Source organism: Methylobacterium sp. Leaf108 (assembly GCF_001423265.1).
GTDB lineage: Bacteria > Pseudomonadota > Alphaproteobacteria > Rhizobiales > Beijerinckiaceae > Methylobacterium.
In genome coordinates this window covers 592,882-610,190 of record NZ_LMND01000001.1, presented here as the reverse complement: position 1 = coordinate 610,190, position 17,309 = coordinate 592,882, and the positions used below count along the sequence as shown (strand labels likewise).

The 17,309-nt window shown below is 71.6% G+C and carries 14 protein-coding genes; 9 read left to right on the top strand and 5 right to left on the bottom strand.

Annotation, left to right across the window (positions count from 1 at the left end; all coding sequences use genetic code 11):
- Positions 1–2: 2 nt before the first annotated feature.
- From flbT to ASF39_RS02840, 3 genes are all read left to right on the top strand, one after another.
- The gene (gene flbT / locus ASF39_RS02850) at positions 3–476 is read left to right on the top strand and encodes a flagellar biosynthesis repressor FlbT (protein WP_055881196.1); all 474 of its coding nucleotides are present in this window, start codon (positions 3–5) and stop codon (positions 474–476) included.
- A gap of 33 nt (positions 477–509) precedes the next feature.
- A complete protein-coding gene (gene flgD, locus ASF39_RS02845) occupies positions 510–938 on the top strand; it encodes a flagellar hook assembly protein FlgD (protein WP_055880121.1) in 429 nt (142 codons plus the stop codon).
- A gap of 97 nt (positions 939–1,035) precedes the next feature.
- Entirely contained in the window at positions 1,036–1,302 is a 267-nt protein-coding gene (locus ASF39_RS02840; protein ID WP_055880118.1) for a flagellar biosynthetic protein FliQ, read from the top strand.
- Positions 1,303–1,472: 170 nt separating this feature from the next.
- On the opposite strand, the gene ASF39_RS20930 is transcribed toward ASF39_RS02840, so the two are convergent.
- Complete coding sequence (locus ASF39_RS20930; RefSeq protein ID WP_055880116.1) at positions 1,473–1,763, bottom strand: hypothetical protein; 291 nt, start codon at positions 1,761–1,763, stop codon at positions 1,473–1,475.
- 96 nt (positions 1,764–1,859) lie between these two features.
- Between ASF39_RS20930 and ASF39_RS02830 the strand changes: the two genes are divergently transcribed.
- From ASF39_RS02830 to ASF39_RS02805, 6 genes are all read left to right on the top strand, one after another.
- Positions 1,860–2,789 carry a LysR family transcriptional regulator gene (locus ASF39_RS02830; protein ID WP_055880113.1) on the top strand — a complete coding sequence of 310 codons (930 nt, stop codon included), beginning with the start codon at positions 1,860–1,862 and terminating at the stop codon, positions 2,787–2,789.
- A gap of 111 nt (positions 2,790–2,900) precedes the next feature.
- Complete coding sequence (locus tag ASF39_RS02825; protein WP_210168649.1) at positions 2,901–3,311, top strand: hypothetical protein; 411 nt, start codon at positions 2,901–2,903, stop codon at positions 3,309–3,311.
- Between the two features lie 86 nt (positions 3,312–3,397).
- Positions 3,398–5,113, top strand: coding sequence for an HlyD family efflux transporter periplasmic adaptor subunit (locus ASF39_RS02820; protein WP_056280890.1), 1,716 nt, complete (start codon positions 3,398–3,400; stop codon positions 5,111–5,113).
- A gap of 95 nt (positions 5,114–5,208) precedes the next feature.
- A complete protein-coding gene (locus ASF39_RS02815; RefSeq protein WP_056280888.1) occupies positions 5,209–8,349 on the top strand; it encodes an efflux RND transporter permease subunit in 3,141 nt (1,046 codons plus the stop codon).
- 43 nt (positions 8,350–8,392) lie between these two features.
- Positions 8,393–8,788 carry a hypothetical protein gene (locus ASF39_RS02810; RefSeq protein ID WP_056280885.1) on the top strand — a complete coding sequence of 132 codons (396 nt, stop codon included), beginning with the start codon at positions 8,393–8,395 and terminating at the stop codon, positions 8,786–8,788.
- A gap of 34 nt (positions 8,789–8,822) precedes the next feature.
- Positions 8,823–9,272 (top strand): DUF305 domain-containing protein, encoded by a 450-nt coding sequence (locus ASF39_RS02805; protein ID WP_056280883.1) that lies wholly within the window; start codon positions 8,823–8,825, stop codon positions 9,270–9,272.
- A gap of 53 nt (positions 9,273–9,325) precedes the next feature.
- On the opposite strand, the gene ASF39_RS02800 is transcribed toward ASF39_RS02805, so the two are convergent.
- The 4 genes from ASF39_RS02800 to ASF39_RS02785 all read right to left on the bottom strand — a co-directional run bounded on the left by ASF39_RS02800 (position 9,326) and on the right by ASF39_RS02785 (position 17,234).
- Positions 9,326–12,568, bottom strand: a complete 3,243-nt coding sequence (locus tag ASF39_RS02800) for a CusA/CzcA family heavy metal efflux RND transporter (protein ID WP_056280881.1) — start codon at positions 12,566–12,568, stop codon at positions 9,326–9,328.
- Positions 12,569–12,579: 11 nt separating this feature from the next.
- Complete coding sequence (locus ASF39_RS02795) at positions 12,580–13,914, bottom strand: efflux RND transporter periplasmic adaptor subunit (protein ID WP_056280879.1); 1,335 nt, start codon at positions 13,912–13,914, stop codon at positions 12,580–12,582.
- Between the two features lie 141 nt (positions 13,915–14,055).
- Positions 14,056–14,469 carry a hypothetical protein gene (locus ASF39_RS02790; protein WP_156648284.1) on the bottom strand — a complete coding sequence of 138 codons (414 nt, stop codon included), beginning with the start codon at positions 14,467–14,469 and terminating at the stop codon, positions 14,056–14,058.
- A gap of 347 nt (positions 14,470–14,816) precedes the next feature.
- Positions 14,817–17,234 (bottom strand): PAS domain S-box protein, encoded by a 2,418-nt coding sequence (locus ASF39_RS02785; protein ID WP_082494301.1) that lies wholly within the window; start codon positions 17,232–17,234, stop codon positions 14,817–14,819.
- Between the last annotated feature and the right edge of the window lie 75 nt (positions 17,235–17,309).

The window sequence follows — 17,309 nt, the reverse complement described above, 5'->3', positions numbered from 1 at the left end:
CGATGCATCTCTCGCTGCGCGCGGGCGAGCGCGTCTACATCAACGGCGCCGTGCTGCGGGTCGACCGCAAGGTCTCGATCGAGCTCCTCAACGACGCCACCTTCCTCCTGGAGAACCACGTCCTCCACGCGGACGAGGCGACCACGCCCCTGCGCCAGCTCTATTTCTCGGTTCAGACGATCCTGATCGAGCCGGCCGAGGCCGCCCGGGCGCGGGAGGTGTTCCACGGCCTCCACGCCGGCCTCCTCGGCGCGGTGACGCAGGCCGAGATCCGCGAGGGCATTGTCGCGGCGCACGCCCTCGTGGAAGCCGGTCGCCTGATCGAGGCGCTCAAGCTGATCCGCGGGCTCTACCGGACCGAGGCCGCGATCATCGCCGCGCCCAACACCGCCGCCGTGCCCAATACCGCCGCGGCCCCCGCCTCCGCCCGCCGGCCAAGCCGGGGGAGCGCCACTCTCCAGGACCAGCCGGCCTGACCGCCGGCACCCGAAACGAAGGCACCACGACCCATGGACGTCACCAGCGCCACCTCCGCCCAGCCGGCGACGAGCACCGCCACGGCCGCCAAGACCGGTGCGGCCGCCAAGACCGCCAGCGGCTTTGCCGCCTCGCTCAACGCGGACACGTTCCTGACGCTGCTGGTCACGCAGCTGAAGAACCAGGACCCGACCAAGCCGATGGATTCCACCGAATACATCGGCCAGATCGCGACGCTGTCGCAGGTCGAGCAGACCGCCGCCACCAACAAGAAGCTCGACGACCTACTCGCCTCGAGCTTCCTCTCCCAGGCCGACCAGATCATCGGCCGCACCGTGACCTCGGCCGACGGCACCGTCTCCGGTCAGGTCAACTCGGTGGTGGTCACCAGCGAGGGCGCGCTCGCCAAGTTCACCGACGGGCGCAGCCTGCTCCTGTCCGAGGGCATCACCGTCTCCTGAGGGGATGGGGAGGGGAGGCCCGCGGTTTCCTTCTCCCGCGCCCCGTGACAAGGACGGAGGGCGACATCGGCCGCCGGCCGCGAAAGGACGGGCCATCATGAACGAGGTCGACGCCCTCGAACTCGTGCGCGGCGCGATCTGGACCGTGATCATCGGCGCCGGCCCCGCCATCGGCGCGGCGATGCTGGTGGGCATCCTGGTGGCCCTGCTCCAGGCGCTGACCCAGATCCAGGAGGTGACGCTCACCTTCGTGCCCAAGATCGTGGTGATTCTGCTGATGCTCCTGATCACCAGCTCGTTCATCGGCGCCCAGATCTACGCCTTCGCCGAGACCACCTACGGCCGGATCGTCACGGGGTTCTGAGGGCGGGGGCCGGTGCTCGAACCGCGGCCCGCATGCGGCGGGCGCTCGCACCGTGACCGCCATGCAGCAAAGGCCGCGCGACCCGAAGAGTCGCGGCGGCCTAAGGCGTCGTGGAACGCGATGGACCGCCCGCCGTGTGGGGCGGGCGGCGGTCGGGATGGGAGGCCACCTTAGAAAGCCTGCGCGGCGGCGCTGACCTTCGCGATGGGGGTCTTCACGATGGCGGACTCGGCGATGGGAGCCTGGATCCACTGGACGGCGCCGGCGCTGGCGAAGCCGCCCTGGCGGGCGACCTGGGTGCCGTTGGTGGCCCGGCCCAGGGTCGCCAGCGTCATTGCACCGGTGGTCTTGGCGCCGGTGGTCTTCTCGCCGACGGTGGGCTCGGCGGCGACGGCGGCGCTGGCGAAGGTGGTCAGCGCGATGGCGGCGGCGGTGAAGAGAGAGACCTGACGGTTGGACATGTGCTTTATCCTCGAGCGGTGCGGCGGGCGTCCCGTCGCTTCGTGAGGCTGAATGTGCATCGCACCATTTCATGAATCAAATGGATCGATTTCATAATGCGCATCGACCATGTGCATCTTGCCAAACTCGATCTCAATCTCCTGGTCGCCCTCGACGCCCTGCTGGCGGAGCGGAGCGTCACGCGGGCCGCGGCGCGGATCGGAATCAGCCAGTCGGCGATGAGCCATGCTCTCGGGCGCCTGCGCACGACCTTCTCGGACGAACTCCTGACGCGGGCACCGGACGGCATGCGGCCGACGCCGCGCGCGCTGGCCCTCGTCGGCCCGATGCAGGCGGCGCTCGCCCAGATCCAGGCGATCACCGCGCCGCCGTCCGCCTTCGACCCGGCCACCGCCGACGTCACCTTCTCCCTCGGCATTCCCGACTCGACGGAGGTGCTGCTCATGCCCCACCTCGTCGCCCACCTGCGCGCCGTCGCGCCGGGCGTGAAGCTCCTGCTGCGCACGGTCGACCGGAACCGCATCCTCGATGACCTCGACAGCGGGCGGGTCGACCTGGGGATCGGCATCTTCGAGCAGGGGCAGACCCACCACAAGCGGCGCATCCTCAACAAGGAGACGTACCTGTGCGTCTTCAACGCCGAGCTGGTGGGGGTGACGCCGCCGATCTCCCTCGAGGACTACCTGCGGCTGCCCCACGTGCTGACGAGCCTCGTGGAGAGCGCCCACGGCGTCGTGGACGACGCGCTGGCCAAGATCGGCCGGACGCGTGTGATCGCGATGACCTCACCGCGCTTCACGGTCATGCCCTTCGTCGTCCGGGAGGCGCCGGTCATCGCCACCATGCACTCGCGGCTGGCGCGCTTCTTCGGCGACGCCATGGGACTGGCCGTGAGCCCCGCGCCGATCGCCCTGCCGGACGTGGCGATCTCAATGATCTGGCACGCCTCGAACGACGAGGTGCCCGGGCAACGCTGGCTGCGCGAGACCATCGTCGCGCTGCGCCGCATCGACCGTCACGGCTGACCCCGCACCGGGGCCACGACCGTTAGGGACCGTTCAACCATCCTCGCACCGAGACGCCGCGGCGGGACGACAGACGTTTCCCGCCCCCCGGAATCGGTGTATGCCGACCGCATGCGCGTCGATCGGCACATCGTCTGCCTGATAGCCGCGATGATCCTCGCGATCGTCGCCAGCGCGCTGCCGTCCGCGGCGCAGGCCCATGCAGGCCACGATCACGGGGTCACGGTCTCGGCGCGGATCGCCGAACCGGCGCCGGATGTTTTCCTTGCCGTGGCGACCCAGCCCGGCATGGCGGCGGCGATCGCCTCGCGGGGAACACAGGACGCCGACGGCCAAAAACGTCCGGGCTGCGACGGCTCCTGCTGTGGCCGTCTCGCCTGCTGCGTGCCCTGCATCCTGCCGGCCCAGGTGACGCTCCCCTATCGGGTCGCGCGCCCCGTCGCCGTATGGCCACCGGATTGCGCCGCCTTGCGGTGCGTCGGGCCGGAATCCCTGCGCAAACCACCCAGAACGCTCGCGTAACGCGCACGCAGACGCTGCGTGCTGTCTGACGGCCGGCCTTCGCCTCGGCGGATGCCCGGCCGGCGTTGCAACGCGAGGGATTTCCCATGTCCGCCCGTTCGGCCGCCGCCCTTGGCGCGGCGATGCTGCTTGCCGTCCTCGTCCCCAGTCCCGCGCCGGCGCACGAGGGGCACGACCATGCCGCCCCGCCCCCGCCGGTCACCCGGACGATGGGCCCCCGCGCCGAGGCCGCCTCGGACACGGTGGAACTCGTGGCGATGCCCCGCGACGGCCGACTCGTGATCTTCCTCGATGGGTTCCGCACGAACCGGCCGGTCTCCGGCGCCACCGTCGAGATCGAGACGCCGGACGGCCCCGGTGTCGCCGAACCGGCGGGACCGGGCGTCTACACCCTGTCTGCCCCATGGCTGGCCAAGCCCGGACGCCACGACCTGATCGCCACGGTCGCCACCGAGGCCGGGCTCGACGTGCTCACCCTCAGCCTCGACATCCCGGGTGCCGGGCCGGGGGAGGGGGCGGCGCCCGCCCCGACGCCCCCGCGGCGGTTCCTGGCCGCCGTCGAGGACCTGAGGGAGCGTTTCGCGCTCAAGGATCCGGCGGTGGTGACGGCCGCCGCCGCCGGTTTCCTCCTCGGCGTCCTGCTCCTGCTCGTCGCCGGCGGGCGGCGATCGGCCCCGGCGGTGGCGGCGGTGGCCGTGGCGGTCACGGTCCTCGTCGGCACGGCGGCCTTGGCGGCCGGGGGCGACGAGGGCGCGGGCCTCGCCCGGGGGGCGGCGCTGAGCCCACCCCGGCAGGCCGCTACCGACCTCGCCCAGCGCCTGCCCGACGGCAGCGTCTTCGTGCCCAAGCCGACGCAGCACCTCCTGGGGGTGGAGACCGCCATGACCGAATCGGCGCGCTTCCGGCGTACCGTCGAGCTGCCCGGGCGCGTCATCCCCGATCCCGACGCCAGCGGCGTCGTGCAATCGTCCATCGGCGGGCGCATCGCTCCGCCGCCCTCCGGCCTGTTCCCGCGGCTGGGGTCGCCGGTGAGGAAAGGCGACGTCCTCGCCCTCGTCGCGCCGCCGGTGCAGGCGATCGACGTCTCCGACATGCGCCAGCGCCAGGGCGAGCTCGACCAGCAGATCGCCATCGTGGCCCGTCGCGTGGACCGGTTCGGGCGGCTCGCCGCCACCGGTGCGGTGGCGCAGACGCAGCTCGACGACGCCCGCGCCGAGCTCGCCGGCCTGCGCGACCGCCGCGCGGCCCTCGACACGGCCCGGCGCGAGCCGGAGGCCCTGGTGGCGCCGGTGGACGGCGTCGTGGCCCAGGCCGCGGCGGTCGCCGGGCAGATGGCGAGCCCCGGGGCGATGGTGTTCCAGATCGTCGATCCAACCCGCCTGTGGGTGGAGGCCCTCAGCTTCGACGCCTTGACCACCGAAAAGGATGCCAGCGCCCGCCTGGCGGATGGCCGCAGCCTCGCGCTGGCCTACCGCGGCTCGGGCCTCTCCGACCGCAACCAGGCCATCCCCGTGCAGTTCGCGGTCCGGGGCGACACCGCCGGCCTGCGGATCGGGCAGTTCGTGACGGTGCTGGCGGCCACCGACGCCGAGCAGGGCGGCGTCGCCCTGCCCCGCGCCAGCGTCGTTCGCGCGGGCAACGGCCAGGACATCGTCTACGAGCACACCACCGCCGAGCGGTTCACGGCCCGCCCCGTGCGCGTCGCGCCGCTGGACGCCGCCCGCGTGCTGGTGGCCGAGGGCATCGGGCCCGGCCGGCGCGTGGTGACGCTCGGCGCCGAACTCCTCGACCAGGTTCGCTAGGGCTCCCACGGACATCGATGCGTCGATCCACCAGACTTTCGCAGAACGATCCGCGTCGCGAGACGACGCACCGATGTCCGTGGGGACCCTGAGCCATGTTCGCGTTCCTCGTCGCGCAGTCCCTGCGCAACCGCCTCCTGGTGCTCGCCATCGCCGCGGTGCTCGTCGCCTACGGCGCGGTGACGGTGACGCGGCTGCCGGTGGACGTCTTCCCCGACCTCAACAAGCCGACCGTCACGGTCATGACCGAGGCCGAGGGCCTGGCGCCGCCGGACGTGGAGCAGCGCGTCACCTACCCCATCGAGACCCGGATGAACGGCCTGCCGGGCGTGGGCCGGGTGCGCTCGGTCTCCGGCGTCGGGCTGTCGATCGTCACGATCGAGTTCGACTGGGGCACCGACATCTTCCGCAACCGCCAGCAGGTCGCCGAACGGCTGGCCCTGGTGCGCGACCAGCTTCCCCCCGGCACCACCCCGCAGATGGGGCCGGTCTCCTCGATCATGGGCCAGATCCTCCTCGTCGCGATGACGAGCGAGACCGCCTCGCCGATGGAGGTGCGCGAGGCCGCCGACTTCGTGCTGCGGCCCCGCCTCCTGTCCATTCCCGGCGTGGCGCAGGTGATCCCCATGGGCGGCGAGGTCCGCCAGTTCCGGGTCGGCCCGAACCCGGCCGCGATGCGCGCCCTCGGCGTGACCAACGCGCAACTCGAGGCGGCGCTGGCGCAGTTCGGCACCAATGCCGGCGGCGGCTTCACCGACCAGTCTTCCCGCGAGTACCTGATCCGCACCATCGCCAGGACCATGAGCCTGGACGACCTTCGCAGCCTCGTCGTGGCGACGGCGGGCGGCGTGCCGGTCCACCTGCGCCAGGTGGCGGAGGTGTCCTTCGCCGCCAAGGTCAAGCGCGGCGACAGCGGCTACCAGGGCCGGCCGGCGGTGGTCGTCTCGGTGGAAAAGCAGCCCGACGTCGACACGGTGGCGCTCACCCGCGCCATCGAGGCGGCGCTCACCGAGGTGACGGCCACCCTGCCCGGCGGAATCAGGGCCGACCGGATCGTGTTCCGCCAGGCCGATTTCATCGCCGCCTCCATCGCCAACGTCGAGGCGGTGCTCCTGGAGGCCGTGGCCGTGGTGGGACTCGTCCTGTTCGCCTTCCTCCTCAACCTGCGCACCACCGCGATCTCGCTCACCGCGATTCCCGTCTCGATCCTGACCACGGCGGTGGTGTTCCATCTGCTCGGGCTGTCGATCAACACGATGACGCTGGGCGGGCTCGCCATCGCCGTCGGCGAACTCGTCGACGATGCCGTCGTCGACGTGGAGAACATCTTTCGCCGGCTGCGCGAGAACCGTGCGGCCGGATCCCCGCACTCGGTCTTCGACGTGGTCGTCTCCGCCTCCAACGAGGTCCGCTCCGGCATCGTCTACGCCACCGCGATCATCGTCCTGGTGTTCGTGCCGCTGTTCGCCCTGTCGGGCATCGAAGGTCGCCTGTTCGCGCCCCTGGGGCAGGCCTACATCGTCTCGATCCTGGCGAGCCTGTGCGTGTCGGTGACCCTGACGCCGGTGATGGCCTCCTACCTGCTGCCGTCCCTGAAGAGCCTCGGCCACCGCGAGAGCGGGCTCATCCGGGGGCTCAAGCGCGCCAACGCGGCCCTGCTCGGGCTCGCCTTCCGGCACCAGGGCGCGCTGGTCGGCGCCGTCCTGGCGGCGGTGGCGGCGGCCGGCCTGACCGCCCGGCACCTCCCGCGCACCTTCCTGCCGCCGTTCAACGAGGGCTCGTTCACCGTCACCATGACGTTCAGGCCGGGGATCTCGCTGGCCGAGAGCAACCGGGTCGGACTGATCGCGGAGAAGCTGCTCCTGGAGATGCCGGACGTCGCCACCGTGGGACGCCGCACCGGCCGGGCCGAACTCGACGAGCACGCCGAGGGCGTCCATTCCTCCGACATCGAGATCGCGCTCAAGGACGCGCGGCGTCCCAAGGAGGCGCTGGTCGCCGACATCCGCGCCCGTCTGGCCGCCCTGCCGGTGACCACCAACGTCGGCCAGCCGATCTCGCACCGGCTCGACCACATGCTGTCGGGGGTCCGCGCCGAGCTCGCCCTCAAGGTCTTCGGCGAGGACCTCGACGCCCTGCGCCGGATCGCCGAGGACCTGCGCGCGCGCATGGCCGCCATCCCGGGCCTCGTCGACCTCCAGGTCGAGCGCCAGGTGCTGATCCCGCAGCTCGAGATCCGCGTCGACTACACCCGTGCCGCCCTCTACGGCGTCCAGCCGGCGGCGGTGGTCGAGCAGCTGAGCCGGCTCTCGAACGGCCGCGTGGTCTCGACGGTGGCGGACGGCGTCCGCCGTTTCGACGTGGTCCTGCGCCTGCCCGAGCGCGTGCGCACGACGCAGGGGCTCGGCGACCTCCTGATCGAGACGCCCTCGGGCTGGGTTCCGGCCCGCCAGGTGGCCGACGTCCGCGAGACCGACGGCCCCAACCAGATCCTTCGCGAGAACGGGCGCCGGCGGCTGGTGGTCCAGGCCAACACCGACGGCCGGAGCGACATGGCGAGCGTGGTCGCCGCCATCCGGAGGGCGGTGGCCGAGGCGGGCCTGCCCCCCGGCATCGAGGCCCGGCTGGAGGGGACCTTCCAGGCGCAGGAGGAGGCGAGCCGCACCATCGGCCTCCTGTCGCTCCTGTCCCTGGGGCTGGTCTTCGCCGTTCTCTACAGCCGTTACCGCTCGGGCGTCCTGGCGCTCATCATCATGGGCAACGTGCCGCTCGCGCTCATCGGCAGCGTCGCCGCCCTGTGGCTCGCCGGCCAGCCGCTCTCGGTGGCCTCGATGATCGGGTTCGTCACCCTGACGGGGATCGCCGCGCGCAACGGCATCCTCAAGATCAGCCACACCCTCAACCTCGCCCTCCTCGAAGGGATGCCGTTCGGGCGCGAGCTGGTGGTGCGCGCCAGCCTGGAGCGGATGACGCCGGTGCTGATGACGGCGCTCTCGGCCGGGGTCGCCCTGGTGCCGCTGCTGGTGGATGTGGGCGCGCCCGGCAAGGAGATCTTGCACCCGGTGGCGGTGACGATCGTGGGCGGCCTCCTCAGCGCCACCCTCCTCGACACCGTCCTGACCCCGGTGCTGTTCCTGCGCTACGGCGCCGGGCCCCTCGAACGCCTGCGTGCGAGCCGGGCCCCGGCGACGCCCGGCCGGCAGGACGCGACCGCGCGCGCCGCGGAAGCGTTCTGAAGGCTTGCCGCTTCCACCCTCATTTTTCCTGCGGAGACCGACCATGAAACCCCGGACGATCGCCCTCGCGGCAAACCTTCTCGCCGCAAGTCTTCTCGCCGCAAGCCTCCTCGCCGCCACCCCGGCCCTCGCGCACGAGGCGAAGGGGGCCCACGGCGGGCGCGTCGCCGATGCCGGGCGCTACCACGTCGAGCTCGTGACCGGGGAGGGGTTCGTCGACGTCTACGTCTCCGACGACGGCGCCAGGCCGGTCCCGGCCAAGGGCTTCAAGGCGACCGCGATCCTGGTGGTGGACGGCAAGGCGGCCCGCATCGCCCTCGAACCCGTCGCCGCCAACCGCCTGTCGGGATCGACCGCCGTGCCGCTGTCCAAGAGCCCGAAGGGCGCGGTGCAGCTCACCGCCCCGGACGGATCGACCGCGAGCGGCCGGTTCGACTGACGCTTCCTCTCGACCCCCACCAAGGACAGACCGCATGACCCCGACGACCCGATTCCTCGCCGCCCTCGCCCTCGCCGCCGGCCTTTCGGGCACCGCCCTGGCCGGCGGCACGGGCCACCACCACCACGGCGGCCACGCTCCGGCCGGCGGCGTGCCGGCCACGCACGACGCCGACCACGACGCCGACATGGCGAAGATGATCGACGCCATGAAGACTTCGCCGGGGGATACCGCCTCGACCCTGGCGTACAAGGCCGCCGATATGGCGATGATGCACGACATGCACGTGCCCTACACCGGCGACCCCGACGTCGACTTTCGCACCCACATGATCCCGCATCACCAGGGCGCCATCGCCATGGCGAAGGTCGCGCTCCAGCACGCCAAGGATCCGCAGACCAAGCGGCTGGCCGAGCAGATCATCGCCGATCAGGACAAGGAGATCGCGCAGATGCGGGACTGGCTGGCCAAGAACCGGAAATAGACCGGCCGCGCCGGCGACGGGCGGGCCGTTCGCGCGCAGGCGGGCGGCCGCCTCTATTCGGCCGCCGCCGGAAGGGGGCCGGCGGCCGTCCCGGGGCTCTCGACGACCCGGGACGGTCTGGCGAAGCGGGCGTAGAGGGCCGGCAGGGCGACGAGGGTGAGGAGGGTCGCGCTGATCAGCCCGCCGATGACCACGGTGGCCAGCGGCCGCTGCACCTCCGCGCCGGTGCCCGTGGCCAGCGCCATCGGCACGAACCCGAGCGAGGCCACCAGCGCCGTCATCGCCACGGGGCGCAGCCGGGTCACGGCGCCCTCCAGGATCGCCTCGTGCAGGGAGCGGCCCTCCTGCATCAGCTGCTTGATGAAGATCAGCATGACGAGGCCGTTGAGCACGGCGATGCCGGACAGGGCGATGAAGCCCACCGCGGCGGGCACCGAGAACGGCATGTCGCGCAGCCACAGGGCGCAGACGCCCCCCGTCAGCGCCAGGGGCACGGCGCTGAAGACCAGGAGCGCGTCCCGGGGCGATCCCAGCGCCGAGTACAGCAGCAGGAAGATCAGGAAGAAGCAGCCCGGCACCACCACCGTCAGGCGCTGGCGGGCGGCGGCCAGGTTCTCGAACTGGCCGCCCCAGGTGATCCAGGATCCGGCCGGCAGCGGGACGGCGGAGGCCACCTTGGCCTGCGCCTCGGCCACCACCGCGCCGATGTCGCGCCCGCGCACGTTGGCGGTGACCACGATGCGGCGCTTGCCGTTCTCCCGTGAGATCTGGTTGGGCCCCTCGGAGAACACGAAGGACGCCACCTGCTTGAGCGGCACCGAGGCGACGCGGCCGTCCCTGCCCGGCGGCAGCGGGACCGGCAGGGTCTTGAGCGCCTCGATGTCGTCGCGGATCGCATCGGGCAGCCTCACCACGATGGGGAAGCGCCGGTCGCCCTCGAAGACGAGGCCCGCCTCGCGCCCGCCGATGGCCGCCCCGACCACGTCCTGCACCGCCGCATGGGTCAGGCCGAGCCTCGCGATCTCGCCCTTGTCGGCCCTGATCTCCAGGGACGGCAGGCCGGTGACCTGCTCGACCCGGACGTCCTGCGCGCCCTCGACCCCGCGCAGCACCGTGGCGACGCGGTTGGCCGCCGGCAGCATCGTCTCGAAGCTCTCGCCGAACACCTTCACCGCGAGGTCGCCGCGGGTTCCGGCCAAGAGCTCGTTGAAGCGCATCTGGATCGGCTGGGTGAACTCGTAGGCGTTGCCGGTGACCTTGCCCACCGCCGCCTGGATGGCGGCGATGAGGGCGTCCTTGGCCATGTCCGGGTCGGGCCATTCGGCCTGGGCTTTTAGGATGATGAAGGTGTCCGATACGTTGGGCGGCATCGGGTCGGAGGCGACCTCGGCGGTGCCGGTCTTCGAGAACACGAAGGCCACCTGCGGGAAGCCGCGCACTGCCGTCTCGACGGCGGTCTGCATGGCCTGCGACTGCGTCAGCGAGGTCGAGGGGATGCGCATCGCGTGCATGGCGATGTTCTTCTCGTCGAGCTGGGGGATGAACTCCTGGCCGAGCCGCTGGAACAGCAGGCCGCTGGCCAGGAACAGCACCACCGCCCCGCCGATCACCGGCAGGGGGTGGCGCACGGCCCCCGCCAGCAGCGGGCGGTAGACCGCCTTGAGCCCGCGGATGAGGACGTTCTCCGTCTCCCGGACCCTGCCGGTTATCGCGATGGCGATGAGGGCGGGCACGAAGGTGAGCGAGAGCACGAAGGCGCAGGCGAGCGCGACGATCACGGTCAGCGCCATCGGCGCGAACATCTTGCCCTCGACGCCCGTGAAGGTGAGGAGCGGCACGTAGACGAGCATGATGATCGCCTGCCCGTAGACCGAGGGCTTGATCATCTCCTCGGCCGAGCGCCGCACCGTGGCGAGGCGCTCCTCGCGGTCGAGGGTGCGCCCGAGCGCGTGCTGCCTCTCGGCCAGGTGCCGCAGGGAGTTCTCGGCGATGATGACGGCGCCGTCGACGATCAGCCCGAAATCGAGCGCGCCCAGGCTCATCAGGTTGGCGCTGATCCGTCCCTGGACCATGCCGGTGACGGTCATCAGCATCGCCACCGGGATGACGAGCGCGGTGATGACGGCGGCGCGGACGTTGCCCAGCAGCAGGAACAGCACCGCGACGACCAGCAGCGCGCCCTCGGCGAGGTTTTTGGCCACCGTCCTCACCGTGGCGTCGACCAGCAGCGTCCGGTCGAGGACGGTACGGACCTCGATGCCGGGGGGGAGGTTGCGGGCGATCTCCTTCAGGCGCACGTCGACGGCGGCCGAGACCGTGCGGCTGTTGGCGCCGATCAGCATCAGGGCGGTGCCGACCACGGCCTCCTCGCCGTTCTCGCTGGCCGAGCCGGTGCGCAATTCGCGCCCGATCCGGACCTCGGCGACGTCGGAGACCCGCACCGGCACGCCGCCGCGGGTGGCGACCACCGTCCGGCCGATCTCCTCCATGCTCTCGATGCGGCCGCCCGAGCGGACGACGTAGCCCTCGCCGTTGCGCTCGAGGTAGCCGGCGCCGCGGTTCTGGTTGTTCTGCTCCACCGCCTCGGCGACGTCCTTGAACGACAGGTTCAGGCCGATCAGCTTCGCCGGGTCCGGCTGGATGTGGTACTGCTTCTTGTAGCCGCCGATGGCGTCGACGCCGGCCACGCCGGGCACCGTCTTGAGCTGCGGCCCGATCGCCCAGTCCTGGATCGTGCGCAGGTAGGCGGCGCGCTCGAACGGCTTGTCGAGGCGCTGGCCTTCCTGCGTCAGGTAGCTGCCGTCCGCCTGCCAGCCGGGCTGGCCGGCCTGTGCCGTCTCGCGATCCTCGGGCCGGCCGTAGTGGACCGTCCACATGTAGATCTCGCCGAGCCCGGTGGAGATCGGGCCCATGTGGACCTCCGCTCCCGGCGGCAGCGCGGCCTTGGCCTCGCCCAGGCGCTCGTTGACCTGCTGGCGGGCGAAGTACAGGTCTGTCGCCTCGGCGAACACGGCGGTGACCTGGGCGAACCCGTTGCGCGAGAGCGAGCGGGTGTATTCGAGCCCCGGAATGCCGGCCAGCGCGGTCTCGATGGGGTAGGTGACCTGCTTCTCGACGTCGAAGGGCGAGAGCTGCGGCACCACCGCGTTCACCTGGACCTGGTTGTTGGTGATGTCGGGGACCGCGTCGATGGGAAGCCGGCTCAGCGAGACGACGCCGAAGGCGGCCGCGGCCAGGGACAGCAGCACCACGAGCCAGCGCTGCCGGACGGAGAAGCCCAGGATGGAGTTGATCACGCTCGGCGCCTTCAGTGGACGTGTTCGGCTTCGGCCTTGCCGAGCTCGGCCTTGAGGATGAAGGAGTTGGCCACCGCCACCTCCTCCCCGGGGTCGAGGCCGAACACGACCTCGACGGCCTCGTCGTCGCCCTTGCCCAGCACCACCTCGCGCTTCTCGAACCCGGTCTGCGTGCGCACGAAGACGACCTGTTCGCCCGCGATGGTCTGGAGGGCGCCGCGCGGCAGCCGCAGCGCCACCGGCATCTCCTCCACCGCGACCTTGACGGTGGCGTAGGAGCCCGGCCGCCAGGCCAGACCCTCGTTGGCCACCGAGGCGATGACCTTGGCCGAGCGCGTCTCGGGGTTCAGCATCGGGCTCACGAACACGATCCGCCCAGGCGTCGCCGGCCCGCCGCCGGCACCGGTGAGGGCGACGGGAAGGTCCTGGCGAATCGCGCCGAGGTCGGCGGTGGGCACGGCGAGCTCGACCCAGACCCGGGACAGGTCGGCGATGGTGTAGATCTCCTTGATCTGGCCCTCGCCGTTGACCGGCGCGCCGACGTCCACCTGCCGCTCCACCACCTGCCCGGCGATGGGCGAGCGGATCTCGTAGCGCTGCAGGCCGAGCTTCGGCGCACGGTCGAGGCCCGCCAGATGATCCTCGTGGCCGCCGGCGGTGGCCTTGGCCACGGGCGCCGAGGATTCGGAGAGCGCGGCGACCTCCCGGTCGGGCACGCCCAGGGCCGAGAGCTTCTGGCGGGCGAGGTCGACCTTCAAACGCGCCTCGATCAACGTGGTGCGCGCCCGCAGGAAGACCTGCTCGGCCGAGATGCCCTTGTCGCGCAGGGCATGGTCGCGCTCGAACAGGTTCTCCTGCAGCTCCCGGCCGACGAAGGCCGCGATGAACTCATTCTTGGCCTCCGCGACCTCGCGGCTATCGAGGACGGCGACGACCTCGCCCTTGGCGACGGTGTCGCCCAGGCGCTTGTGCAGTTCGGCCACGGTGCCCACGACCCGGGCCGCCACCCGTGCGACCCGGTCCGCATCCGGCATGACGACGCCGGGCACGGTGAGACGCCGCGACAGGACGCCCCCGTCGACGGCCGCGACCTCGATCCTCGCCGTCGCGACCTGCTCGGGCGTCATCGGGACGATGCCCTCGGGGGCCTCCTCGCCCGCCCCGTGCCCGTGACCGGCATGGCCGGACGCGGCGGCCTTCTCCGGGGCGCGCTCGACGCCGGCCGCCGGGGCCGCGATGCCGGCCGAGGCCGCCCAGGACCGGAGGGTCCGGGGCACCTCCGGCAGGAAGGTGGCGAGCGCGAGGCCGGCGCCGAGGGCGGCCGGAATCACCAGGAGACGGGACATCGAGCGGGTTTTCCCTGCGGTCGTCAGCGGCCTTGGCTCAAGCAGGATGAAGCGTTGGCGAGCCAGCGCTTCATCCTGCTTGAGCCTTTGATGTGTCGCAGGTTTTGACGCAAAACCGGCGGCCACTTTTGCGAAGCCTGCTCAGCGCGCGGCGTCGAGGCTGAAGCGGCCCTTGCCGGCCTCGCCGGACGGCGCGGTCAGCGTCACCGTCGCGCGCAGCTTGCCCTCGACCGTAAAATTCATCCGGCCCGACAGGCGGTTGTCCCCCGCGGGCGCCAGGGCGACGGTCTTCTGCTCGTTGCCCTTGGCCAGCACCACGGCCTTGGCCGAGAAGCCGGCGGCATCGACCTTCTTCTCCTGCGCGTCCACGAGGTAGAGCACCAGGTCGGCGCCCTTCGCCACCAGTTCCACCTCGTAGGCGCCGATGTCCCTGATCTGGCCGCCGTTGGGGGCGGCATGGGAATGGCCCGTCCCGGCCACGGCCGCGCCCGTCGACACCAGCACGCCGGCCGCGCCGATCCATCCGATCACCCTGCGCCGTGACGAAAGACCCATCGCGTTCCGCTCCCCGTTGCATACGGCGTCCTGCCGGCTCGACCGTCGGGGCCAAGATGGACGTTCCGGATGCCCGGCGCGTGACGCGTCTGTATCAAAGTGTGTCCTGCGATATCCGGTCTATGGCTCCGCCATGCGGATGCCGGCGTGGGCCCGGGCGCCGCGCCGCGCCGACCGACCGGATCGGGGGGGCGGCCCCGACGCGCCCGAGACGGATCGCAGCGCCGGGGCCGGCGATCGGCTCATGCCATTTCCGGTTGATCACTTCGTGATGCGGAAATGGGCTTCGCTCAAGCGCCGCGCGGGCTCGGTGATACGGATCCCGCTTGATCCAAGCGGAAACCGTATCAGGCCGAGGCGATGAGATCCTTGATGCGAGAGGCCAGCGCCTCGATCGGGAAGGGTTTGGTGAGCACCTCCATGCCGGGCGCCAGGTGCCCGTCGCCGAGGATCGCCTTCTCGGCGTAGCCGGTGATGAACAGGACCTTCAGGTCGCGCCGGCGCACGCGGGCGGCGTCCGCCATCTGGCGGCCGTTCATACCGCCGGGCAGCCCGACATCGGTGACGAGGAGGTCGATCCGCACGTCCGATTCCAGCACGGTCAGTCCCGCGACGCTGTCGGCGGCTTCGATGGCCGTATAGCCGAGGTCTTCCAGCACCTCCGTCACCAGCATGCGCACGGACGGCTCGTCGTCCACGATCAGCACCGTCTCCCCCTGCTCGGCGCGGGCGACGCCGGTCGGCCTCGGTGCCGGGTCGTCGCCATCGGCCTCGCCGTGGTGGCGCGGCATGTACAGGCAGACCGTCGTACCCCGGCCGACCTCGGACGAGATCCGCACCTGCCCGCCCGACTGCTGTGCGAACCCGTGGATCATCGACAGACCGAGCCCCGTCCCCTCGCCGATCGGCTTGGTCGTGAAGAAGGGCTCGAACACCCGGGCGATCACATCCGGCGGCATGCCCGTGCCGGTGTCGGTGACGCACAGCGAGAGGTACTGGCCCTCCGGGATGTCGTGGTCGCTGGCCGCGGGCCGGTCCAGGCACCGGTTGGCGGTCTCGATGGTGATGCGGCCGCCGTCCGGCATGGCGTCGCGGGCGTTGATGCACAGGTTCAGGAGCGCGTTCTCGAGCTGGCCCGGATCGACCAGCGCCGGCCACAGGCCGGGCGCCCCGACGAGTTCCAGGGTGATCTGCGGCCCGATGGTCCGGCGCACCAGCTCCTCCATCCCGCCGATGAGCTGGTTCACGTTCGTCGGCTTGGGAGACAGGGTCTGCCGGCGCGAGAACGCGAGCAGGCGGTGCGTCAGGGCGGCGGCGCGCCGGGCCGCGCCCTGGGCCACGGTCATGTAGCGGTCGAGGTCGCCGAACCGGCCCTGGCTCATCCGCGACTGCATCAGCTCCAGCGCGCCGGAGATGCCCGCCAGGAGGTTGTTGAAGTCGTGGGCCAGCCCGCCGGTGAGCTGGCCCACCGCCTCCATCTTCTGGGCCTGCCGCAACTGCTCCTCGGCCCGCATCAGCTCGGCCGTGCGCTCGGCCACATGCTGTTCGAGCGTCTCGTTGAGGGTGCGGAGCGCGGCCGCGGCCCGGTCGCGCTCCGCCTCGACGGCGCGCCGCTCCTCCACGTCGATGAGGACGCCGGGGAAGCTCGACGGCGTGCCGTCGTCCGCGTGATCGACGCGCCCGTTCGCCTCGATCCAGTAGTACCGCCCGTCCGAGCGTCGCACGCGGTACTGGTGCGCGTAGGCGCCGCCGCGCGCGATGACCTCGTCGATCGCCGCGGCCAGTCCCGCCTGGTCGTCGGGGTGGACGGTCGCGACGATCTGGGCGAGCGGGATGCCGTTCCGGCCGAGCGCCGGGTCGAGCCCGAAGCTGCGAGCGAAGGCCTCGTCGACGGTGAAGCGGTCAGTGGGCAGGTCCCAGTGCCAGGTGCCGATGATCGCGCCGGCCGCGAGGGCGAGCTGGATCCGCTGCGCGTTCTCCCGGGCGAGGGTCTCGCTGGCGCGCAGGCGCTCCTCCGCGACCCGCCTTTGCGTGATGTCGTGGAAGAAGATGGCGATCTGGCGCTCGGCCGGATCACCGACCCGGATGGCCCGCACCTCGAACCAGCGGCCGAACGCCTCCGCGTAGCTCTCGAAACTCGCCGGCTCCCCGGTCCATGCGACACGGCCGTAGGTCTCGAACCAGAAGCGCTCCAGGTCCGGTGCGAACTCCGTGACCCATTTCCCGCGAAGGTTGACCCCGGCCTGGCGCTCGAAGGCGGGGTTGGCCTCGATGAAGCGGTAGTCCACCGGGCGGTCGTCGGCGTCGAACTTCACCTCGACGATGGCGAAGGCGGTCTCGATCGTCTCGAGGAGCGTCCTGAACCGGTTCTCGGTCTCGCGCAGGCGCTCGCCGGTCTCGTGCCGGTCGGTGCGGTCACGGACGATCTTGACGTAGCCGCGATGCGTGCCGTCGTCGTCGTGCAGGGGCATGATCTCGCCCGATGCCCAGAACCGGGTGTCGTCGCTGCGCAGATGCCATCGCTCGTCGCTCGCCCGGCCCTCGGCGAGGGCGGTGCGCATCTCGCGGTCGGGCTGCCCGGTCGCCCGGTCGGCGCGGGTGAAGATGCGGTCGGCCGTCGTGCCGACGACCTCCTCGCGCCGCCAGCCGAAGATGGCCTCCGCCCCGGAATTCCAGTCCGTGACGATGCCGTCGAGATCGGTCACGACGACCGCGAAATCGATCGCGCTCTCGATGATCTGCTGGAAGTGACGCGGTGCGAGCATGGCCTCGTGTAACCGTATCCGCGACAAAAGGTGTGTCGCCTTTGGGTCACGCCCGCGGGCCGACATCGGTCCCTC